We start from the raw sequence: 18,150 nt of genomic DNA on the forward strand, positions 1-18,150 counted from the left end.
AAAAATAAAGGGCGATCCTTGCCGCCCATTTAAATCTTAAATAACAGCTTAAATATTATTTAAAGTCAGGGAAATATTATTGACCATATGAATCAGGCGAGGACCGATTTCATTTTCCAGTTTTTCCTGATTAAGCAGGTAAGTTGGCGCACCGCAGTTAAAGGTCAGAATACCATGTTTAGGGTGAATCAATGGCACTGCAACAGAGTTCACATCTTTGGCCCAATCGCCGAGAGATAGGCAATAGCCATAATCCTGATAATCACGAATGGCACGTTCTAAATTACGCTTAATGGTTGGCCATTGATCTTCATTTCTTTTCTTGATCGCATCAAATAAATATTCACGTTCTTTAACTTCCATCGCAGCCAGGCAGGCACGACCCATCGCACTACTATGAATAGGCAGGGTAGAGCCAACTGGACGACGCATGGTCAAAGTAGACTCTGTGTGAACGACTTCCAGATAAATCATGCTCAGGCGATCACGGGTTGCCATTGCCACTGGCGCTTGCGCATAACGTGACATTTCTTCCATAAATGGATAAGCCTGTGTACGAGCCGAAATATTGCTTAGCGCCGCATAACCCAAAGCCAATACGCCAACATCCAATAGGTATTTGGTCGTATTGGGTAACTGTTTTAGATAACCTAAAGAAACCAGCGTGCTGGTGATCCGGGCAACAGTCGGTTTTGGCAGATTAGTCAGTTGTGCAATTTCCTGGTTGCCCAGTAATTGATTCGTTGCAGAAAAACATCTCAGGATTTCTAAACCACGTGCAATAGACGCGATAAATTGCGGGTTATTTTCTCTATGAATATGTGAAATCGGATCTAAACGGATCTCATCAAAATTAGGTATTTCGCCAGTTTTATTTTTTGTCATGGTCAGAGCAATTAAAGGTAAATTAATAAATATGATAGCAATTAAATTTCACGATACAAAATAAAACACTTCTATTAATGATAAAAATAAATAAAAAAGTGCTCATTTTATCTGTATTTAAGTCAATTAGCGCTATTCAGCTAAAAACGATGCAGAATTTACAGGTTTTTGAGACCTGTAATGATCTTTAAGTATCTTTAGAAAATTTAAAGTTCGCCAGATAAAATTTCAGGAAAATGGAGCCAATCAAAACTAGAATCATCAGCACGATTTAATTGAAACATTCTTATCTCGCTGCGCTTTTATAGAATCAATTATGATCTGATTCAGATCATCTAACTCTTTTCTAAATCTACTAACAATCTAAAAAATTTCGCATTGTGAAATAAAATTCTAACTATAATTTTTAATTAAAGCTAGAAAAATTTGCTTTTTTGCTTAAAAAATAAAATTTTTAATAATTTTTCTTGCTCAAAATGAATTTTTATGATTATTTATTTCGTATTACGAAACTAAAATTAAAGGGTAAAGGAATTTACCCAGATGAACTAAATAACATGGAGATCCCTATGATTCGCGATCCGGAAATGCTTGAGCAACTTCTTTCGACTATTCGTAACTTTGTCAAAAATGAACTAGTCCCTTTAGAACATGAAGTTGAAGAAAGCAACGCGATTCCTGAGCGTATTGTCGAGCAGATGAAAGAATTGGGTCTGTTTGGCCTAACCATTCCAGAGGAATACGGCGGTTTAGGTATCACCATGGAAGAGGAAATTCTGGTCGCAATGGAATTAGGCCGTACATCGGCTGCATTCCGTTCTTTGATCGGGACCAATAACGGGATCGGTTCAAGCGGGATCGTGATTGACGGTACAGAAGAGCAAAAACAGAAATACCTGCCACGTTATGCGACTGGTGAAATCATTGGTTCATTCTGTTTAACTGAGCCAGATTCAGGTTCAGATGCAGCATCTTTAAAAACCAGCGCGGTTAAAGATGGCGATTACTATATTTTAAACGGTACCAAACGTTTTATTACCAATGCACCGCGTGCAACAACATTTACGGTGATGGCGCGTACCAATCCTGATATCAAAGGTGCAAGCGGCATTTCTGCATTCCTGGTAGAAGCGAATACACCGGGCCTAAGTCTGGGCAAAATTGATAAAAAAATGGGTCAACACGGTTCATACACTTGTGACGTGATTTTTGACAACTGTAAAGTTCATAAAGATCAGTTGATCGGTGGTGTTGAAGGCATTGGCTTTAAAACTGCAATGCGTGTCCTGGATAAAGGCCGTCTGCACATTGCTGGCTATAGCGTAGGTATGGCAGAGCGTATGCTGGAAGATGCTTTAAATTATGCAGTGGAACGTAAGCAGTTCGGTCAACCGATTGCGAATTTCCAGCTCATCCAAGGCATGCTGGCAGACTCTAAAGCTGAGATTTATGCGGCGAAATGTATGGTTCTAGATGCTGCTCGTCTGCGTGACGAAGGCAAGAATGTGACCACTGAATCTTCATGCGCGAAAATGTTTGCGACTGAAATGTGTGGCCGTGTAGCGGATCGCTGTCTGCAAATTCATGGTGGCGCAGGCTATATCAGTGAATATTCAATTGAACGTTTCTACCGTGATGTGCGTTTGTTCCGTCTGTATGAAGGTACTACTCAAATCCAGCAAATCATCATTGCACGTGAAATGATTAAACAAGCAACCGCTTAAGCAGCAAATTTTAGAATATTGGAAATATTAAAATGAGCACAAGAATTAGATTTGACTGGCAAGACCCATTTTTACTGGAACAGCAACTGACTGAAGAAGAACGCATGATCCGTGACAGCGCACATGCGTACTGTCAGGACAAGCTGATGCCACGCGTATTAGAGCAGTTCCGTCATGAAAAAACTGATCCAACCATTTTCCGTGAAATGGGTGAACTCGGTTTGCTTGGTCCAACCATTCCAGAGCAATACGGCGGTGCAGGTTTAAATTATGTCAGCTATGGTCTGATTGCTCGTGAAGTAGAGCGTGTAGATTCGGGTTACCGTTCTATGGCCAGCGTACAAAGCTCGCTAGTGATGGTGCCAATCAATGAATTTGGGTCTGAAGAACAGAAACAGAAATATTTACCGAAGCTGGCGACCGGTGAATATATCGGCTGTTTCGGCCTGACTGAACCAGATCACGGTTCTGATCCGGGTAGCATGATTACTCGTGCAAAAAAGGTGGATGGTGGTTACCGTCTGACTGGCGCGAAAATGTGGATTACCAACAGTCCGATTGCGGATGTCTTTGTGGTTTGGGCAAAAGAAGTGTCTCCTGAAGGCAATGTCGGTGACATTCGTGGCTTTATTTTAGAAAAAGGCTGGGAAGGGCTTTCTGCACCAGCGATTCACGGTAAGGTAGGTCTGCGTGCTTCGATCACTGGTGAAATCGTGATGGACAATGTTTTCGTTCCAGAAGAAAACGCGTTCCCGGAAATTCGTGGTCTAAAAGGTCCATTTACCTGTCTGAATAGTGCCCGTTACGGTATTGCTTGGGGTGCGATGGGCGCAGCTGAATTCTGCTGGCACACTGCTCACCAGTACACCATGGACCGTAAACAGTTCGGTCGTCCATTGGCTGCGAATCAGCTGATCCAGAAAAAACTGGCAGACATGCAAACTGAAATTGCGTTGGGTCTGCAAGTAGCATTACGTTTTGGCCGTATGAAAGACGAAGGCATTGCATCAGTCGAAGGTACTTCACTGATCAAACGTAATAACTGTGGTAAAGCTTTAGACATTGCCCGTTTAGCGCGTGACATGATGGGCGGGAACGGGATTTCTGATGAATTTGGTGTGGCACGTCATCTGGTAAACCTGGAAGTGGTCAATACTTATGAAGGTACCCATGATGTACATGCCCTAATTCTAGGTCGTGCTCAAACAGGTATTGCTGCATTCTCCAACTAAATGCAGATCAACTTCTAGCCAGCATTGCTGGCTAGTTTGTTTTGGCTGACTTTAATTAAAGTCAGCCAATCCAGTTCTGGGATGGATTTTAAAAATCTAGTCAGATTCAGAATTAAAGATCAATTCAACATTCTATGTTTCATTTAATTAATTAGGTGAACCATAAACTTCTAAAGGGCACAGGAGTGCCAGCAAAGTGTAAAGGACATTATGAATACGCTTAATTCACAACAAAACCTTCTACCAGAAGAAAATATGCCTAAGAAAAAGGTCTGGATTCTGGCTTTTATCTTTTCATTTTTAGCGTTATTGGTAGATGGTGCAGATCTTGCACTATTAGCCTACAGTCTAACCAGCCTCAAACAAGAATTTTCTTTAAGTAGTATTCAGGCAGGTGCACTCGGTAGCTGGACACTTGCTGGTATGGCCATTGGTGGCTTTTTTGGTGGCTGGGCTTGTGACCGCTTCGGACGAGTGCGGGTGATTGTTGTTGCGATCGCTTTATTCTCTTCATTAACCTTCTGGCTGGGCTTCACTCAAAGCTATGAAGAATTTAAGTGGTTGCGATTCTTTTCAGCAATTGGCTTGGGTGCCCTCTATATTGCCTGTAATACTCTAATGGCAGAATATGTGCCAACAAAATATCGTTCTACAGTACTTGCTGCCTTAATGACAGGTTGGACACTTGGTTCAGTCGTTGCCACTGTACTTGCAGGATGGCTGCTTCCAGAGCTAGGCTGGCGTTATCTTTACTATATTGCCATTGTTCCGATTGTTCTTGCGATTGGCATGTTCTTCCTGGTACCAGAACCACAAGCTTGGTTAAAGGCACGTCAAGAAAGATTGGCCGCCAAAGCCAGCGGCATAGTGCAGGAAAAACCGAAGAATACGTTTAAAATGATCTTTGCCGATGCGTTAAGCCGTCGCATGTTCATCCTCTGGTCATTCAGTACTGCATTTTTACAGTTTGGTTATTACGGTGTAAGTAACTGGTTACCGGCTTATCTGGAATCAGACTTAGGTATCAAATTTAAAGAAATGACTACCTATATGATTGGGACCTTCCTGATCATGATGTGTACCAAAGTGATCGCGGGCATTATTGCGGATAAAATTGGTCGTCGTGCTGTATTTGCTTTCGGTACCATGGGCACCGCAATCTTTATTCCTATCATTGTCTTTGGTAACACACCGGACAATATCTTATGGCTGATGCTGTTTTTCGGATTCCTTTACGGTATTCCATATGGCATTAACGCAACTTATATGACCGAAAGTTTCTCTACCAAAGTCCGTGGTACGGCTACAGGTGGCGCTTATAACATTGGCCGTCTAGGCGCAGTATTGGCACCTTTAACCATCGGTTATTTTGCGCAAGGTGGCTCAATTGGTACAGGTCTACTCATCATGAGTGTGGCTTATTTTATTTGTGGCCTGATCCCGGCAATTTTCATTAAAAACCGTTTATTTGACCCACAAAAAGCTGACTAATTGATTAATCAAACATTTATAAAGACAGGAAGATGCTAGGAAGCAATTAAATGAATAAAATCACACAGGATATCGAAACCATACTGAAGCAGATTCCAGATGGTGCACATATTATGACCAGTGGCTTCGGTCTGGCAGGACAGCCAATCGAACTGATTGAAGCTTTGATTGATATTGGTCCTAAAGATCTGACTATTATTAATAATAATGCAGCTTCTGGTGACCGTGGTCTAACCAACCTGTTATTGTCAGGACTGGTGAAAAAAATGATCTGTTCATTTCCTCGTGCCAATAATTCCAAGGTTTTTGAAGAGCTGTATAAAGCTGGAAAGGTTGAACTAGAGTTGGTACCACAAGGCAACTTGGCTTGCCGTATTCAGGCAGCGGGTGCAGGTCTGGGCGCTATTTTTACGCCTACAGGTTACGGCACCAAGATTGCTGAAGGCAAAGAAACCCGCCATATCAATGGCAAGGACTATGTGCTGGAATATCCAATTCATGCAGACTATGCCTTGGTTTATGGCAATCAGGCTGATCAATGGGGCAATTTAACCTACCGTAAAGCAGCGCGAAACTTTGGCCCGTTAATGGCAAAAGCAGCCAAAACCACGATTGCCCAAGTGCATGAAATTGTGGAGCTAGGACAGCTTGATCCAGAGATTATCGTGACGCCGGGTATTTTTGTGCAGCATGTGGTGAAGGTAGGAGATATCAAATAATGACAATTCAAAAACGTACACGCGAACAGATTGTAGAAAAAGTTGCACAGGATATTCCGACCGGTTCTTATGTGAATTTAGGCATTGGCTTACCAACACGCGTTGCCGGTTATTTAAAGCCTGAGCAAGATATTGTCTTGCATTCCGAAAATGGCGTTCTGGGTTTTACCGCTTTAACTGATCCTGATCAAGCTGATGATGATCTGATTAATGCCGGTAAAGAACTGGTGAGTATGCTGGATGGCGGCAGTTTTATGAATTCTGCAGATTCCTTCGATATTATGCGTGGCGGCCATTTAGATTTCTGTATTATGGGCGCCTTTCAGGTTGCTGTGAACGGTGATCTCGCTAACTGGCATACCGGTGCACTGGATGCGGTTCCAGCGGTGGGTGGGGCGATGGATCTGGCGGTTGGTGCTCGCTGTGTCTATGTTTGCATGGAACATGTCACAAAAAATGGCGAACCACGAATTGTGGAAGAGCTGACTTATCCAATTACTGGTAAAAACTGCGTTGACCGTATTTATACCGATTTGTGTATTATTGAACTCAAAGATAATCAGGCTTGGGTGCTAGAAATGGTCGATGGCTTGAGTTTTGAGGAACTTCAGCAACAGACAGGTTGCAAGTTGCTCGATGGCCGTGCAGCTGCACAGTTAAAAGCATCCGTATAATAAGCTAAATCATTTAAATATGGTTAAAAATCGCAGCTTAGGCTGCGATTTTTTATACGCTGTATATTTATGCGTTTAGTTGCGTATTCTAAAAGCGGACATTTCTATTTTTAGCTTACAACTAAATTTTGCATAATCGCCATTATGTTAAATGAGCTAGAAATTTTTAGGCAAAGCTTATTACAAAATCAATAATTAATAAGATACATCCAATTTTCCCTAGTGTATGAGCAAAGATCCCAACTGGTGAGAGAGATAGAAATTTATCTTTGGAAAAGAAATTTCTTAACGTTACTTCAGCTGTGAGTTGTTCATAAGTCATTAGAACGCCCATTTCAATACATACTAGAAATAACCCGATATTTCCTAAATATGCACTAATTTCTGTTTTACCATCTACAATATCCGAATAAATTTGGAATAAAGAGAATGCTGCAAATCCAAAACAGAAATACTTGAAATATGATTGCATCTTCATTCGGTTTTATTCAAAAGATTAAGTGCCATCAATCTAATGTATTTGTACAAGAAGTAATAGATATACCTGGAACAAGAGAAAACATTTCTTAGCAACTACAAGGCTAAAAATTCTAAACTTTCATTAGAAGAGATCATGTAACAAATGGCATATTATTTAAGAAATTTATTAGGCTCATTTGTAGGTTTAGTAGCTTTAACTGGTGCTGTATTAACACTGTTTGCATATAGCTCTGGGCCTTATATGACCCTAGGTATTATCTGCGGAATCATTCTTATGATATTAGGATTAACGCTCATTGGTTATATCAATGCAGCTACCGCACTGCAAAGTAAGACTCAACAAACCTTATACTTACATTCCGTATTAGTGATCTTGCTCTTCGCTACAGACTCAATTTTTGGCAATTTAGACTTATTGTTTACTATTTTAAGAAACATAGGCTTCTTTGTAATACTCCAATTTGGAGTCTATCTTTATGTAAAAAAGCGACAAATGAGCTTTAAAGAATTTCTAAAATTAACATAGATAATGTGTCATGTACTGCGCACCCAATCTTATATTCTATGAGTGCACAAGGTATGAGTTTAGATTGATTATGACTGGGACTGGATATTGACCAGATTGCGTTCTCGGCTTAGGTCGTAACGGTTAATACTAAAGATCAGCAAGGCAAAGACAAAGCCTAATGCAACGCATGCTGACCAGCCATACATTTTCCATAGGTTTAGCGATAGAAATGCACCGATCCCGGCACCTGAAAAATAACAGGTCATATAAATGGCATTAATACGGGAACGGGCCTGCACTGAGATCCGATATACCAGATTCTGATTTAAAACATGTAGCGAAGAAATCCCAAAATAGGCAGGAATTAATCCAATGATATATACCCATAAATAGCTTTGCGCAAAAAACAAGGGAATCCAGGCCAGAATTAAACCTGTGGTAGCGAGTTGTGCGACCCATTTTTCCCGATGTCGACCAATCATTTTACCGGTCCATTGTGATGACCAGATGCCGACTATACCAACGATGCCCATTAACCCAATCTGGAAATCATTAAAATGATAGGGGGCTTCCGCCAGTACAAAAGTCATGGTGGTAAAAATAATACTCAGCATACCAAAGCCCAAACCACCAATGATGCTGCGTCGAATCAGCATCGGTTCGGTTTTGGCAAAGGTAAATAGTGAGCGATAAATCTGCAAGATGCTCATTTGTAGCTGGCTTTTCGCTTTAGGTAACTGATACCACATGGCGATGCTGAGCAAGAGAATAGAACAGCCACTCAATAGGTAAACGGCATGCCAGGACCATAAGGTAGAAATCAGTCCTGATACAGTTCGGGCAAATAGAATACCGACTAGAACACCACTCATCAGCAGACCGACCACTTCAGCACTTTTTTCTCGTTGAGACAGGTTAGCGGCAAAAGGAATCAGAATCTGGGTGGTAATCGAACAGAAAGAGGCGAGCAGGGTAAAACCATACAGCATATGCAGATTAGTACTGGCAGAAAGCCCGATCAATGCCAGACCGGTACATAGCATGAGGCTACAAATGTAGAGACGTTTTTCAAATAAATCGCCTAGAGGCACAAACAAAAATAACCCGGTGGCATAGCCAATCTGGGTTAAAACCACAGTCCAGCCAGACTGAGCTACACTGATTTGCAGATCCTCTGCGATAGAATAAATCAAGGGCTGGTTAAAATAGTTACAACCTGCGCAGAGTGCGCAGGTCATTGCCATCATGAACATGAAACGGCGTGAAATTTGCCCTTGGGCTGACATCCTTGTCTCCTGAAGCTTTAAAAACTATAGTTGGCAGAGAGGTTGATACGTGAAACATCCGCTTCTCTATTATCAAAAGTTTCACGTTTACCGTGATGGTACTCTGCACCGAGATTAATCTTTGGAACAGGAGAGTAGATCACGTTTGCTACATAGTCAGTTAAACGTTTATTGGTCTTAGGATTCGCGCGTGCATAGTCGCTGGAATCATCAAAATCAACAACGCTGGCATTGATGCTACTACGTAGTTTCGGCGTGAATTTATGCGTAAAGCCGATACTTAAACTATTAAACTCATTGAGCAAAAGTTCATTATTGATTGGATCAACTGAGTAATCTCCACCCCAGGCAGCACCGTCGGTGGTTGAACCTTGAGTCAAGAAAGCTGCAATACGCTGGTCGCCGACCATATGGAAATAGTTACCTTGGATCGAGTTCTGATCATTAAAACGGTAACGTCCACCAAGGCCTACACCCCAACCAACTTTTTCAATATCACCTGTATCAGTTTGTGCCTGCTTTTGATTGACAAAGCCTTGAGCCAATAAATGCAGCGGACCTGATTGATGAACATATTTAGTGGTTAAAGCAGGCAAGGCAGAAGAGCGATCGCCACCGGCCATATACTCCAGACCTACATTCCAGGTATTTTCCGGATCAAGTTTGAAAGCATAGCTGACTTGAGGCGTACGTAGGACTGATCCACCCAGCAATAAACTGTAGTCGACAGCTTCAGTACTAATTTCCGGTGTCGACATCAATGACCAGGCCTGACCAAAAGTCCAGTTATAGTATTTTAAATGTGCATGACGAATACGTAGTCCACCATCGCCTTTACCATTATTGGTCCAGAAGTCAGCTTCTAAACGTGCAGAAACATTCGGGTTTCCACCCAAGTCTTTCGCCAGGAAACCAATTCGGCTGGCAGCTGCAGTAAAATCTGAACGGGTAGAGTCAGGTTCAGTGAAAGGCACTTTATTAATCTGGTTAATGGTACGGCCACGAGCTTCAGTGGTACTTTTGAAATCGACTGCGCCATCAAAGCGGATCAAGCCATAAACATCGACATTATCCACCATCGAACTCAAAGTTTTAGAGTCTTGCGCTTTGGCTTCTTCCTGCTGGTTCTTTAACGCAAGTTGTGCAGCCTTTTGCTGTTCCAGTTCAGCCTGGATTTGCTTTAACTGTGATTCTAAAAACTGCATCCGGTCTTCAGACGCTTCTGCTGAAAATGCCTGTGCTGAAGCAATACCACATAATGTCGCTAAAACTAATTTTTTCATTTCTTAATCCCTAAAGAAATTTTCTGATATCTAAAAAGGAAAATCTTTCCTTGTCATTGCTCTCATTGCTAAATGCAGAGATGCTGACTTTTGAATGATGAATACGATTCTCGTTCAACCAAGAAACATCCTGTTCAGGTCAAAGGGTATGTATTCGATATTTAAAGTCATAAAAATATGGATGAAGGAGGGCAGTAAATTTACCACCCTCTTGAGTTAAAAGTTATTCAGCTTTTTGTGGATCGTATAAACGGTCCTTAATAAACAGGGCAGGAATCAAACCGCATAGGAAGTAAGCTGCACCCATCACCAATAGACCCGTACCGATCGAACCATTCATCGCAAGATAACCAATGGTAATTGGAGCGAAGATTGCACCGATACGACCAATATTGAACGCACCGCCAACTGCTGTACCACGAACTCCAGTTGGGAAACTTTCAGTTAGATAGGTTGCATTAATCGCATATGGAATACCGTACAGGAAGCCGAAGATCAGCATCAGTACACCAATGTTATCGGCATTGTGCATATACACGACAACAGGAATAAATAGCGCTGTTCCCATGGTGCCGAAAGCAAACACAATACGGCGACCAATTTTATCAGCCACATAACCTGCAATGATTTTGGCAAACATCATGGTAATAAAGGTACCTACCATGTATAACGCCATTTCCTTGAATTTAATGCCCAATTCAGCTTCAAGATAACTTGGTAACCAGTTACTTACACCGAAATAACCGAATAGCAGGAAACAAGAGCTGAAAGACCATAAGATGAACATCTTGCCATGGGTCTTATCTTTAAGAATGGTGATATATGGATTGCCTTTTTTGGCATCATTATCCACGATCTGACCAGTTCTTTTCATTTCACGGACACGTTTCCATGACTCTGGCTCTGGTACCATGAAGTGCATCAAAATACCCAAAGCTAATGGGGCAATTGTCACCCAGTACAGCATACGCCAGCCGAATTCAGGAATAATCCAGCCAGAAAGCATGGTAATCACCAATGAACCTAAAGTGAAACCAGTCATTAATGTTGCCAATACTGTAGTACGGTATTTGGTCGGTACGTATTCTGACATCAGGGTATTACAGGCAATATATAAACAGCCTAAACCTAAGCACGAAAGGGTACGTAAAATCGCAAACTCTTGATAAGACTGGGAAAAACCTGAATAGGCAGACAAAATTGAGAAGGAAATAGTGGCCAATACGATGACACGTACGCGACCGAATTTGTCACAGGCCCATCCGCCAATAAAGCCACCGATCCCCATACCCAAAAGAGAATAACTTCCCAAGGCACCGGCCTGTACAGAAGTTAGCCCCCATTCTGCTTTCAAACTGGTCAAGCTGAAAGCCAGAATACCAATGTCTGCACCGTCACATAGTAAAATCAAAAAAGCGAAGACAAAGGCCGTCATCCACAGGCGTTTAGGTGCCTGCTTAACGGTGTCGTCGGAGGAGACCCCCGTTTTAGTTTCCTCAGCTACGATGGTATCGCTTGTCATTCTTATATCCTCTATATATTAAAGTAGCATTCCTCTGCTACCGCTAAATCCATTTTCTTCCTCACGGAAAAGCATTTTCCTCATCTAAGGTCTAAGCGTCTGTGCGCATTCGCCCTGTTATGATCAGGCTGGATCTGATTTTTCCGTTTCACCTTGAGTGAAAAATCACTGAACAACGTAGTATCCTTATGACGGAAATTAATTTTTTTATTTTGTATTGTGGTTAATATTTACATAAATGAATAACCAAAATTCGAATTAAATAATTAATTCCGTATTGCGAAATCAATTAATCATAAAATAGCCAACTGAACAAGAGTTTTTACTCTAATTTTTATTAAAAAATAACTTTTTTGAGTTTTTGAGAGAAAAAATCTTGATTTATGGGTCTAGAAACCGTAGTTTTATATAAAATAAAATTTCGCTATACAAAATAAATGGAGATTTTTGATGGAACAGGTAGTTCAAGTAGAGCAAATTTCGACACATGTGGCGATGGTCAAGATCCATCGTCCAGAAGCTAAAAATGCCCTGAATACAGAAGTGCGTCAGAAACTGGCTGCGGCTTTTCTGCAATTGAATGACGATGAAAATATCCGTGCCATTATTCTCACTGGCGGTGAAACTGACTTCGCTGCAGGCGCTGACCTTAAAGAACTGGCAAATGCTGAAACGATCCAGATGATGCAGCGTCGTACCGAACGTTACTGGCAAGCGATTGCACAATGTTCAAAACCAGTGATTGCAGCAGTAAACGGTTATGCATTGGGCGGCGGTTGTGAACTGGCAATGCATGCGGACATTATCATTGCTGGAAAAAGTGCCCAGTTCGGTCAGCCTGAAGTCAAAGTAGGGGTAATGCCGGGTGCTGGTGGTACACAGCGTTTATTCCGTGCCGTGGGTAAATTTCATGCAATGCGCATCATTATGACGGGTTGTCTGGTTCCTGCACCAGAAGCGTATCAGATTGGTCTGGTGTCTCAAGTAACTGAAGACAGCGAAACCCTTGCAACAGCAATCAAAATGGCTGAAGGTTTGGCAAAAATGCCGCCAATTGCGCTTGAACAAATCAAGGAAGTGGCTTTACTGGCTGAAGATGTGCCACTCAATGCCGGCTTAATGCTGGAACGTAAATCCTTCCAGATGCTGTTTTCTTCAGAAGATCAAAAAGAAGGTATGCAAGCCTTTATCGAAAAACGTAAACCAAATTATCAGGGACGATAAGCATGAGCATTCAAATTCAGAAAATCGGTATTATTGGCGTAGGTACCATGGGTGCGGGCATTGCCCAAATCGCGATTCAGTCCGGTCATGATGTGGTGTTGTTTGATGCCAAAGCGGGTGCTGCTGAACAGGCACAGGAAAAGCTGGCTAAAACATTAAATACCCTGGCTGATAAAGGTAAATTCAGCCATGAAAAAGCTGCTGAAGATCTTGCTCATTTATCGATTGCTCATCAGATCGAAGACCTGAAAGATTGCGATTTAATCGTTGAAGCGATTATTGAAAATCTGGAAATCAAACAAAAGCTGATGCAGCAACTTGAAGGCATTGTGAAACCTGAAGCGATTCTGGCATCCAATACATCTTCACTATCCATTAGTGCGATTGCTGCCAATTGCAGCCAGCCGGAACGCGTTGCCGGTTATCACTTCTTTAACCCGGTTCCACTGATGAAAGTGGTTGAGGTCATTGAAGGTTTTAATACCCGTGCTGATATTGTGGATGCACTTACTCAGCTGTCGACCAAGATGGGACATCGCCCGGTAAAAGCTAAAGACACTCCAGGATTTATCATTAACCATGCAGGTCGTGCCTTTGGTAGCGAAGCCTATGCAATTCTGAATGAAAATGTCACTCCATTTTATGAAATTGATCGCATCTACCGTGACGGGATCGGTTTCAAGATGGGGCCATTCGAGTTAGGCGATCTGACCGGGATGGATGTATCTCATCCAGTGAGCGAATCGATCTATCACCAATATTATGAAGAAGCGCGTTACCGCCCAAGCGTGATTACCCGCCAGCGTTTTATTGCTAAACAGCTAGGTCGTAAAACTGGTAAAGGTTTTTATGATTACACTTCAGGTAGCAAAGTAGGTGATGTGGCTCCAACATTGGTTGAAAAGCTGGATCAATATCCATCGGTTTGGTTAGGTACAGAATATAGCGAAGACCGTCAGGCGCTTGAGCAATATCTGCAGCAGTTCAACATCCAGATCGAGCAGACTGAAACACCTTCAGCAGATGTTTTAATTCTGATTGCGACTTATGGTGAAGATGCAACTTCAGCCGCAGTCCGCTATCAGGTGTCTCCGCAGCAAGTAGTCTGTATTGATCTGCTTTACGGTCTGAATAAACACCGTACTTTAATGCCAACGTTTGTGACCAAAGCTGAACTGGTAACCGCAGCACAATCGATTTTCAATCTGGATGGTGTGACTGCGAGCACAATTCAGGAAAGCGTCGGCTTTGTGGCTCAGCGTGCTTTGGCCATGATCGTGAATCTTGGCTGTGATATTGCCCAGCAAGGTGTTGCCACTGTAGAAGACATTAATATTGCCGTGAAATTAGGCCTTGGTTATCCATACGGCCCAATTGAATGGGGCGATGTATTAGGTGCTGAAAAAATTCTGAAAATTTTAGACCGCATGACTGCGATTACTCGTGACCAGCGTTACCGCCCAAGTCCTTGGTTGCGCCGCCGCGTTCAGCTCGGTTTACCTCTTGTTCATACTACACATTAATTAAAAAGTTAAAGGAATAACACTCATGTTAAATGCCTATATTTATGATGGTTTACGTTCACCAATCGGTCGCCACGCAGGAAGCCTGGCAACTGTACGTCCAGATGATCTGGCAGCAACAGTCATTAAAAATCTGCTAGAAAAAACCAGTATTCCAGCAGCGGACGTAGAAGATGTGATCTTTGGTAGCACGAACCAAGCCGGTGAAGACAGCCGTAATGTGGCTCGATTTGCAGCATTGCTTGCTGGTATGCCAGTGACAGTTCCAGGTCAAACAGTGAACCGTCTATGTGCGTCGGGCCTGGGTGCTGTGATCGATTCAGCACGTGCCATTACCGCAGGTGAAGGCGAACTGTATATTGCAGGTGGTGTAGAAAGCATGACGCGTGCACCGTTTGTAATGGGTAAAGCTGAAAGCGCGTATTCACGTGATGCCAAAATCTATGACACCACGATTGGTACACGTTTCCCGAACCGTAAATTCACCGATCAGTTTGGCGCGCACAGCATGCCAGAAACAGGTGATAACGTCGCTGAAGAGTTTGGCATTACGCGTGAACAGGCAGATACTTTTGCTGCTGCATCACAAGCGAAATATCAAGCTGCAAAAGAAGCAGGTTTCTTTGAAGGTGAAATTACCCCGATTGAAGTTTCACAAGGGCGTAAATTGCCGCCTAAATTAGTGACTGAAGATGAACATCCACGTCCATCTTCGACATTTGAAGCATTATCCAAGTTAAAACCGCTTTTCGAAGGTGGTGTTGTGACTGCAGGTAATGCATCAGGTATCAATGACGGCGCTGCAGCACTGATTATCGGCAGTGAAAAAGTTCAGGAACAGTATGGCTTAAAACCTTTAGCTCGTATTCTGTCTTCTGCAGCCGCTGGCATTGAGCCACGCATCATGGGTGCGGGCCCAATTGAAGCAATCAAAAAAGCTGTAAAACGTGCAGGTTTGACGCTAGATGATATGGACATTATCGAGATCAATGAAGCATTTGCCAGCCAGGTGTTATCTTGCCTGAAAGGTCTGGATGTGGCTTTTGATGATCCGCGTGTCAACCCAAATGGTGGTGGCATTGCGATTGGCCATCCACTAGGCTGTTCAGGTGCGCGTTTGGCTTTAACTGTTGCGCGTCAATTACAGCGTACTGGTAAAAAATATGCCGTGATCAGCCTGTGTATCGGTCTGGGTCAAGGCCTGGCGATGGTGATTGAAAACCCTGAAGCTGCATAACAGCTTTAGTTATCGTATTAATGCCATGTATAGATGATATGCATGGCATTTTTTATTGGGCTATTTATATAGAAATACAAATCCCTGCAAATGCAGGGAATGTTTAAATCAGCGTAAGGATTATTTACGGCCAGTAACCAATAAAGTTGCTGAACCGAAAGCATAAAGTTTACCGTCTTTATCTACAATTCGGCCTTCTGAAGTCAACACATTGCGTCCAATCCGGATCACTTCGCCAATCGCAGTATAAGTTTCGCTATTTTTCATGGCTTTGAGCATTTTGACATTCAGGTCAATAGTGGAAAAACTCACGCCCGCATCAACTGTAGTATGAACTGCTGCACCGGTTACGCTGTCTAGAACCGTGGCGCAGAATCCACCATGAATGCCGCCTTGCAGGTTGAAATGACGTTCATCTGGATAAACTTCATATTCCACATAGTTTTCACGGACTACACTGAGTTTCATGGGAATGAGTTGTCCCATCGCTGAGCCAGGTAATTCGCCATTTTTAATTGCAGTTAGATATTCAAGTCCATTCATTTGAGCTGTAGTCATATAACTTCCCTTTAATAAAATATTTCGCTTTATGAAATAATATTCTGTTTTTCTAAAATTATGATATAACAGATAGTGATCGAAATGCTATATTTTTCCAGGATGGAATGATGACAATAAAAAATCTCGTCACAGATGCTGAATGGCAGGCACGCTGTGAACTGGCTGCGCTTTATCGCATTATTGCGCATTATCGGATGACTGACCTGATTGATACCCACATCAGCATAAGAGTCCCAGATCAACCAGACTGCTTTCTGATTAATCAATATGGTGTCGCATTTGAAAAAATGCGTGCCTCAACGCTGGTGAAGATTAATCATGAAGGGCAAGTGGTAGAAAGCTATGAACAAGACAAGCCGGTGAATATGGCAGGCTTTGTGATCCACTCTGCAATTCATGACGCGCATCCTCATCTGAACTGTGTCATTCATACGCATACCGCGGATGGAATTGCCGTCTCTGCTCAGAAACACGGGCTTCTTCCAATTTCCCAACACGCCATGAAATTTTATCAGCATGTGGCCTATCACGAATACGAAGGCGTTGCACTCTCAACAGATGAGCAGGAGCGCCTGATTCAGGACTTGGGCGACCATCGTGCCATGATTTTAAGAAATCATGGGCTATTAACGGCTGGGGAGACCATTGCACGGGCTTTTCATGAAATCTATTTCCTGGAGCGCGCCTGTCAGGCACAGGTGAAGGCCTTAAGCGGCGGTGCCGAGTTGCATTATCCAGCAGAAGAAGTCCGAATTAAAACAGCGAAGCAGTTCGCCAGTCCTCTCATTGAACCCATTTTACAGCGTGCCTGGCAGGCCGCTTTGTCCCTGATTGAGCATCAATATACGGAGTATGCATCATGATTGTTATTTCCAGTTCTGTACCAAATATTGAAGCCATTCTGGTCAAGTCTTTTCAAAAATATGCGCCAGCTGGTAGTTTCTGTACAGTTGACAGCCCTGAAGCTGAACAGGCAACCACGGTTGCTGCCTGGTTTCCAGATCTGGAAAAAGTGCAGCAGCTACCAAAGCTTGGCCTGATTCATTCGATTGCTGCTGGGGTAGAACATTTAAACTTAAATGCTGTACGCCCAGATCAAGCCGTTTGCCGGGTACTGGATCCACATCACCAAAAGGGCATGTTTGATTATCTGCTTTGGGGCGTGCTGTATTTTCAGCGTTATTTTGACCGCATGATCCAACAGCAAAAGCAGCAGCTGTGGAAGCAGTATCGCCAGAGCTATAGCCATCATATCCAGATCGGGATTATGGGACTGGGGCATATGGGCGGATACGTAGCAGAACGTTTCGCAGACATGGGCTATCAAGTCTCTGGTTGGTCGAATTCCCCAAAAGACATTAATCAAGTCAAAAGTTATGTGGGTCAAGAACAGCTTTCCGAGTTCCTGGCGCAAAGTCAGATTCTGATTAACCTGCTACCCCTTACCGAAGAGAATACTGGGATTCTTTCTGCTGAATTATTTCAGCAACTGCCTGAACAGTCGGCTTTGATTCATGTCGGGCGTGGCCAGCATTTAATCGAGCAGGATTTATTGGATGCGCTGGATTCTGGTCATCTGCGTGGTGCAATTGTCGATGTCTTTGAGCAGGAGCCGTTACCTGCGGACCATCCATTCTGGCAGCACGAAAAAATTGTGGTAACGCCACATGTCGCCTCACATGCGCCGATGTCTGTGGTGGTAGAGCAGATTCTGGAAAATGACCGTCGTTTAAATCAAGGGCTGGATTTGTGTCATCAGGTGGATGTCAATAAAGGCTATTAAGTGTAGGGATACAGACAA

At 42.8% G+C, this 18,150-nt stretch carries 17 protein-coding genes; 11 read left to right on the forward strand and 6 right to left on the reverse strand.

From position 1 onward, the window contains the following. Positions 1-48 precede the first annotated feature (48 nt). Positions 49-885 (reverse strand): IclR family transcriptional regulator, encoded by an 837-nt coding sequence (locus tag FTU00_RS08095; RefSeq protein WP_004785687.1) that lies wholly within the window; start codon positions 883-885, stop codon positions 49-51. A gap of 569 nt (positions 886-1,454) precedes the next feature. On the opposite strand from FTU00_RS08095, the gene FTU00_RS08100 reads away from it, so the two are divergent. The 5 genes from FTU00_RS08100 to FTU00_RS08120 all read left to right on the forward strand — a co-directional run bounded on the left by FTU00_RS08100 (position 1,455) and on the right by FTU00_RS08120 (position 6,725). After that, the gene (locus FTU00_RS08100; protein ID WP_034171043.1) at positions 1,455-2,609 is read left to right on the forward strand and encodes an acyl-CoA dehydrogenase family protein; all 1,155 of its coding nucleotides are present in this window, start codon (positions 1,455-1,457) and stop codon (positions 2,607-2,609) included. A 32-nt stretch (positions 2,610-2,641) separates the two neighbouring features. Continuing rightward, a complete protein-coding gene (locus FTU00_RS08105) occupies positions 2,642-3,841 on the forward strand; it encodes an acyl-CoA dehydrogenase (RefSeq protein WP_005235711.1) in 1,200 nt (399 codons plus the stop codon). 210 nt (positions 3,842-4,051) lie between these two features. Beyond that, positions 4,052-5,332 carry an MFS transporter gene (locus FTU00_RS08110; RefSeq protein ID WP_180130531.1) on the forward strand — a complete coding sequence of 427 codons (1,281 nt, stop codon included), beginning with the start codon at positions 4,052-4,054 and terminating at the stop codon, positions 5,330-5,332. A gap of 50 nt (positions 5,333-5,382) precedes the next feature. Continuing rightward, positions 5,383-6,051 (forward strand): 3-oxoacid CoA-transferase subunit A, encoded by a 669-nt coding sequence (locus tag FTU00_RS08115; RefSeq protein ID WP_180179482.1) that lies wholly within the window; start codon positions 5,383-5,385, stop codon positions 6,049-6,051. After that, positions 6,051-6,725 carry a 3-oxoacid CoA-transferase subunit B gene (locus tag FTU00_RS08120; RefSeq protein ID WP_125278503.1) on the forward strand — a complete coding sequence of 225 codons (675 nt, stop codon included), beginning with the start codon at positions 6,051-6,053 and terminating at the stop codon, positions 6,723-6,725. Before FTU00_RS08115 ends, FTU00_RS08120 begins: the two co-directional genes overlap by 1 nt. Positions 6,726-6,891: 166 nt before the next feature. Here the strand turns inward: FTU00_RS08120 and FTU00_RS08125 are convergent, their stop codons facing one another. Beyond that, positions 6,892-7,203, reverse strand: coding sequence for a hypothetical protein (locus FTU00_RS08125; protein WP_180053267.1), 312 nt, complete (start codon positions 7,201-7,203; stop codon positions 6,892-6,894). Between the two features lie 144 nt (positions 7,204-7,347). Between FTU00_RS08125 and FTU00_RS08130 the strand changes: the two genes are divergently transcribed. Next, complete coding sequence (locus FTU00_RS08130) at positions 7,348-7,731, forward strand: hypothetical protein (RefSeq protein ID WP_180179483.1); 384 nt, start codon at positions 7,348-7,350, stop codon at positions 7,729-7,731. 68 nt (positions 7,732-7,799) lie between these two features. Here FTU00_RS08130 and FTU00_RS08135 read toward each other — a convergent pair whose 3' ends face one another. The 3 genes from FTU00_RS08135 to FTU00_RS08145 all read right to left on the reverse strand — a co-directional run bounded on the left by FTU00_RS08135 (position 7,800) and on the right by FTU00_RS08145 (position 11,804). Next, positions 7,800-8,999 (reverse strand): MFS transporter, encoded by a 1,200-nt coding sequence (locus FTU00_RS08135; protein ID WP_180053269.1) that lies wholly within the window; start codon positions 8,997-8,999, stop codon positions 7,800-7,802. 17 nt (positions 9,000-9,016) lie between these two features. After that, positions 9,017-10,282: a DcaP family trimeric outer membrane transporter gene (locus FTU00_RS08140; protein ID WP_180036351.1), complete on the reverse strand. Its 1,266-nt coding sequence runs from the start codon at positions 10,280-10,282 to the stop codon at positions 9,017-9,019. 223 nt (positions 10,283-10,505) lie between these two features. Next, positions 10,506-11,804 (reverse strand): MFS transporter, encoded by a 1,299-nt coding sequence (locus FTU00_RS08145; RefSeq protein ID WP_180179484.1) that lies wholly within the window; start codon positions 11,802-11,804, stop codon positions 10,506-10,508. 450 nt (positions 11,805-12,254) lie between these two features. On the opposite strand from FTU00_RS08145, the gene FTU00_RS08150 reads away from it, so the two are divergent. The 3 genes from FTU00_RS08150 to FTU00_RS08160 are packed head-to-tail and all read left to right on the forward strand — an operon-like array spanning position 12,255 to position 15,788. Beyond that, positions 12,255-13,028 (forward strand): enoyl-CoA hydratase, encoded by a 774-nt coding sequence (locus FTU00_RS08150; protein WP_004785705.1) that lies wholly within the window; start codon positions 12,255-12,257, stop codon positions 13,026-13,028. A 2-nt stretch (positions 13,029-13,030) separates the two neighbouring features. Beyond that, positions 13,031-14,551, forward strand: a complete 1,521-nt coding sequence (locus FTU00_RS08155) for a 3-hydroxyacyl-CoA dehydrogenase (protein ID WP_180179485.1) — start codon at positions 13,031-13,033, stop codon at positions 14,549-14,551. 25 nt (positions 14,552-14,576) lie between these two features. Then, positions 14,577-15,788, forward strand: coding sequence for a 3-oxoadipyl-CoA thiolase (locus tag FTU00_RS08160; RefSeq protein ID WP_180179486.1), 1,212 nt, complete (start codon positions 14,577-14,579; stop codon positions 15,786-15,788). A gap of 120 nt (positions 15,789-15,908) precedes the next feature. Here FTU00_RS08160 and FTU00_RS08165 read toward each other — a convergent pair whose 3' ends face one another. Then, on the reverse strand, positions 15,909-16,346 hold the full coding sequence (locus FTU00_RS08165) for a PaaI family thioesterase (RefSeq protein WP_180002010.1): 438 nt from the start codon (positions 16,344-16,346) through the stop codon (positions 15,909-15,911). A gap of 110 nt (positions 16,347-16,456) precedes the next feature. On the opposite strand from FTU00_RS08165, the gene FTU00_RS08170 reads away from it, so the two are divergent. Together FTU00_RS08170 and FTU00_RS08175 are read left to right on the forward strand one after the other, a co-directional pair. Beyond that, a complete protein-coding gene (locus tag FTU00_RS08170; RefSeq protein WP_180179487.1) occupies positions 16,457-17,212 on the forward strand; it encodes a class II aldolase/adducin family protein in 756 nt (251 codons plus the stop codon). After that, complete coding sequence (locus tag FTU00_RS08175; protein WP_125278513.1) at positions 17,209-18,132, forward strand: glyoxylate/hydroxypyruvate reductase A; 924 nt, start codon at positions 17,209-17,211, stop codon at positions 18,130-18,132. The genes FTU00_RS08170 and FTU00_RS08175 overlap by 4 nt, the downstream gene beginning before the upstream one ends. Positions 18,133-18,150 lie beyond the last annotated feature (18 nt).

Source organism: Acinetobacter sp. YH12041, from assembly GCF_013419975.1.
Lineage (GTDB): Bacteria > Pseudomonadota > Gammaproteobacteria > Pseudomonadales > Moraxellaceae > Acinetobacter.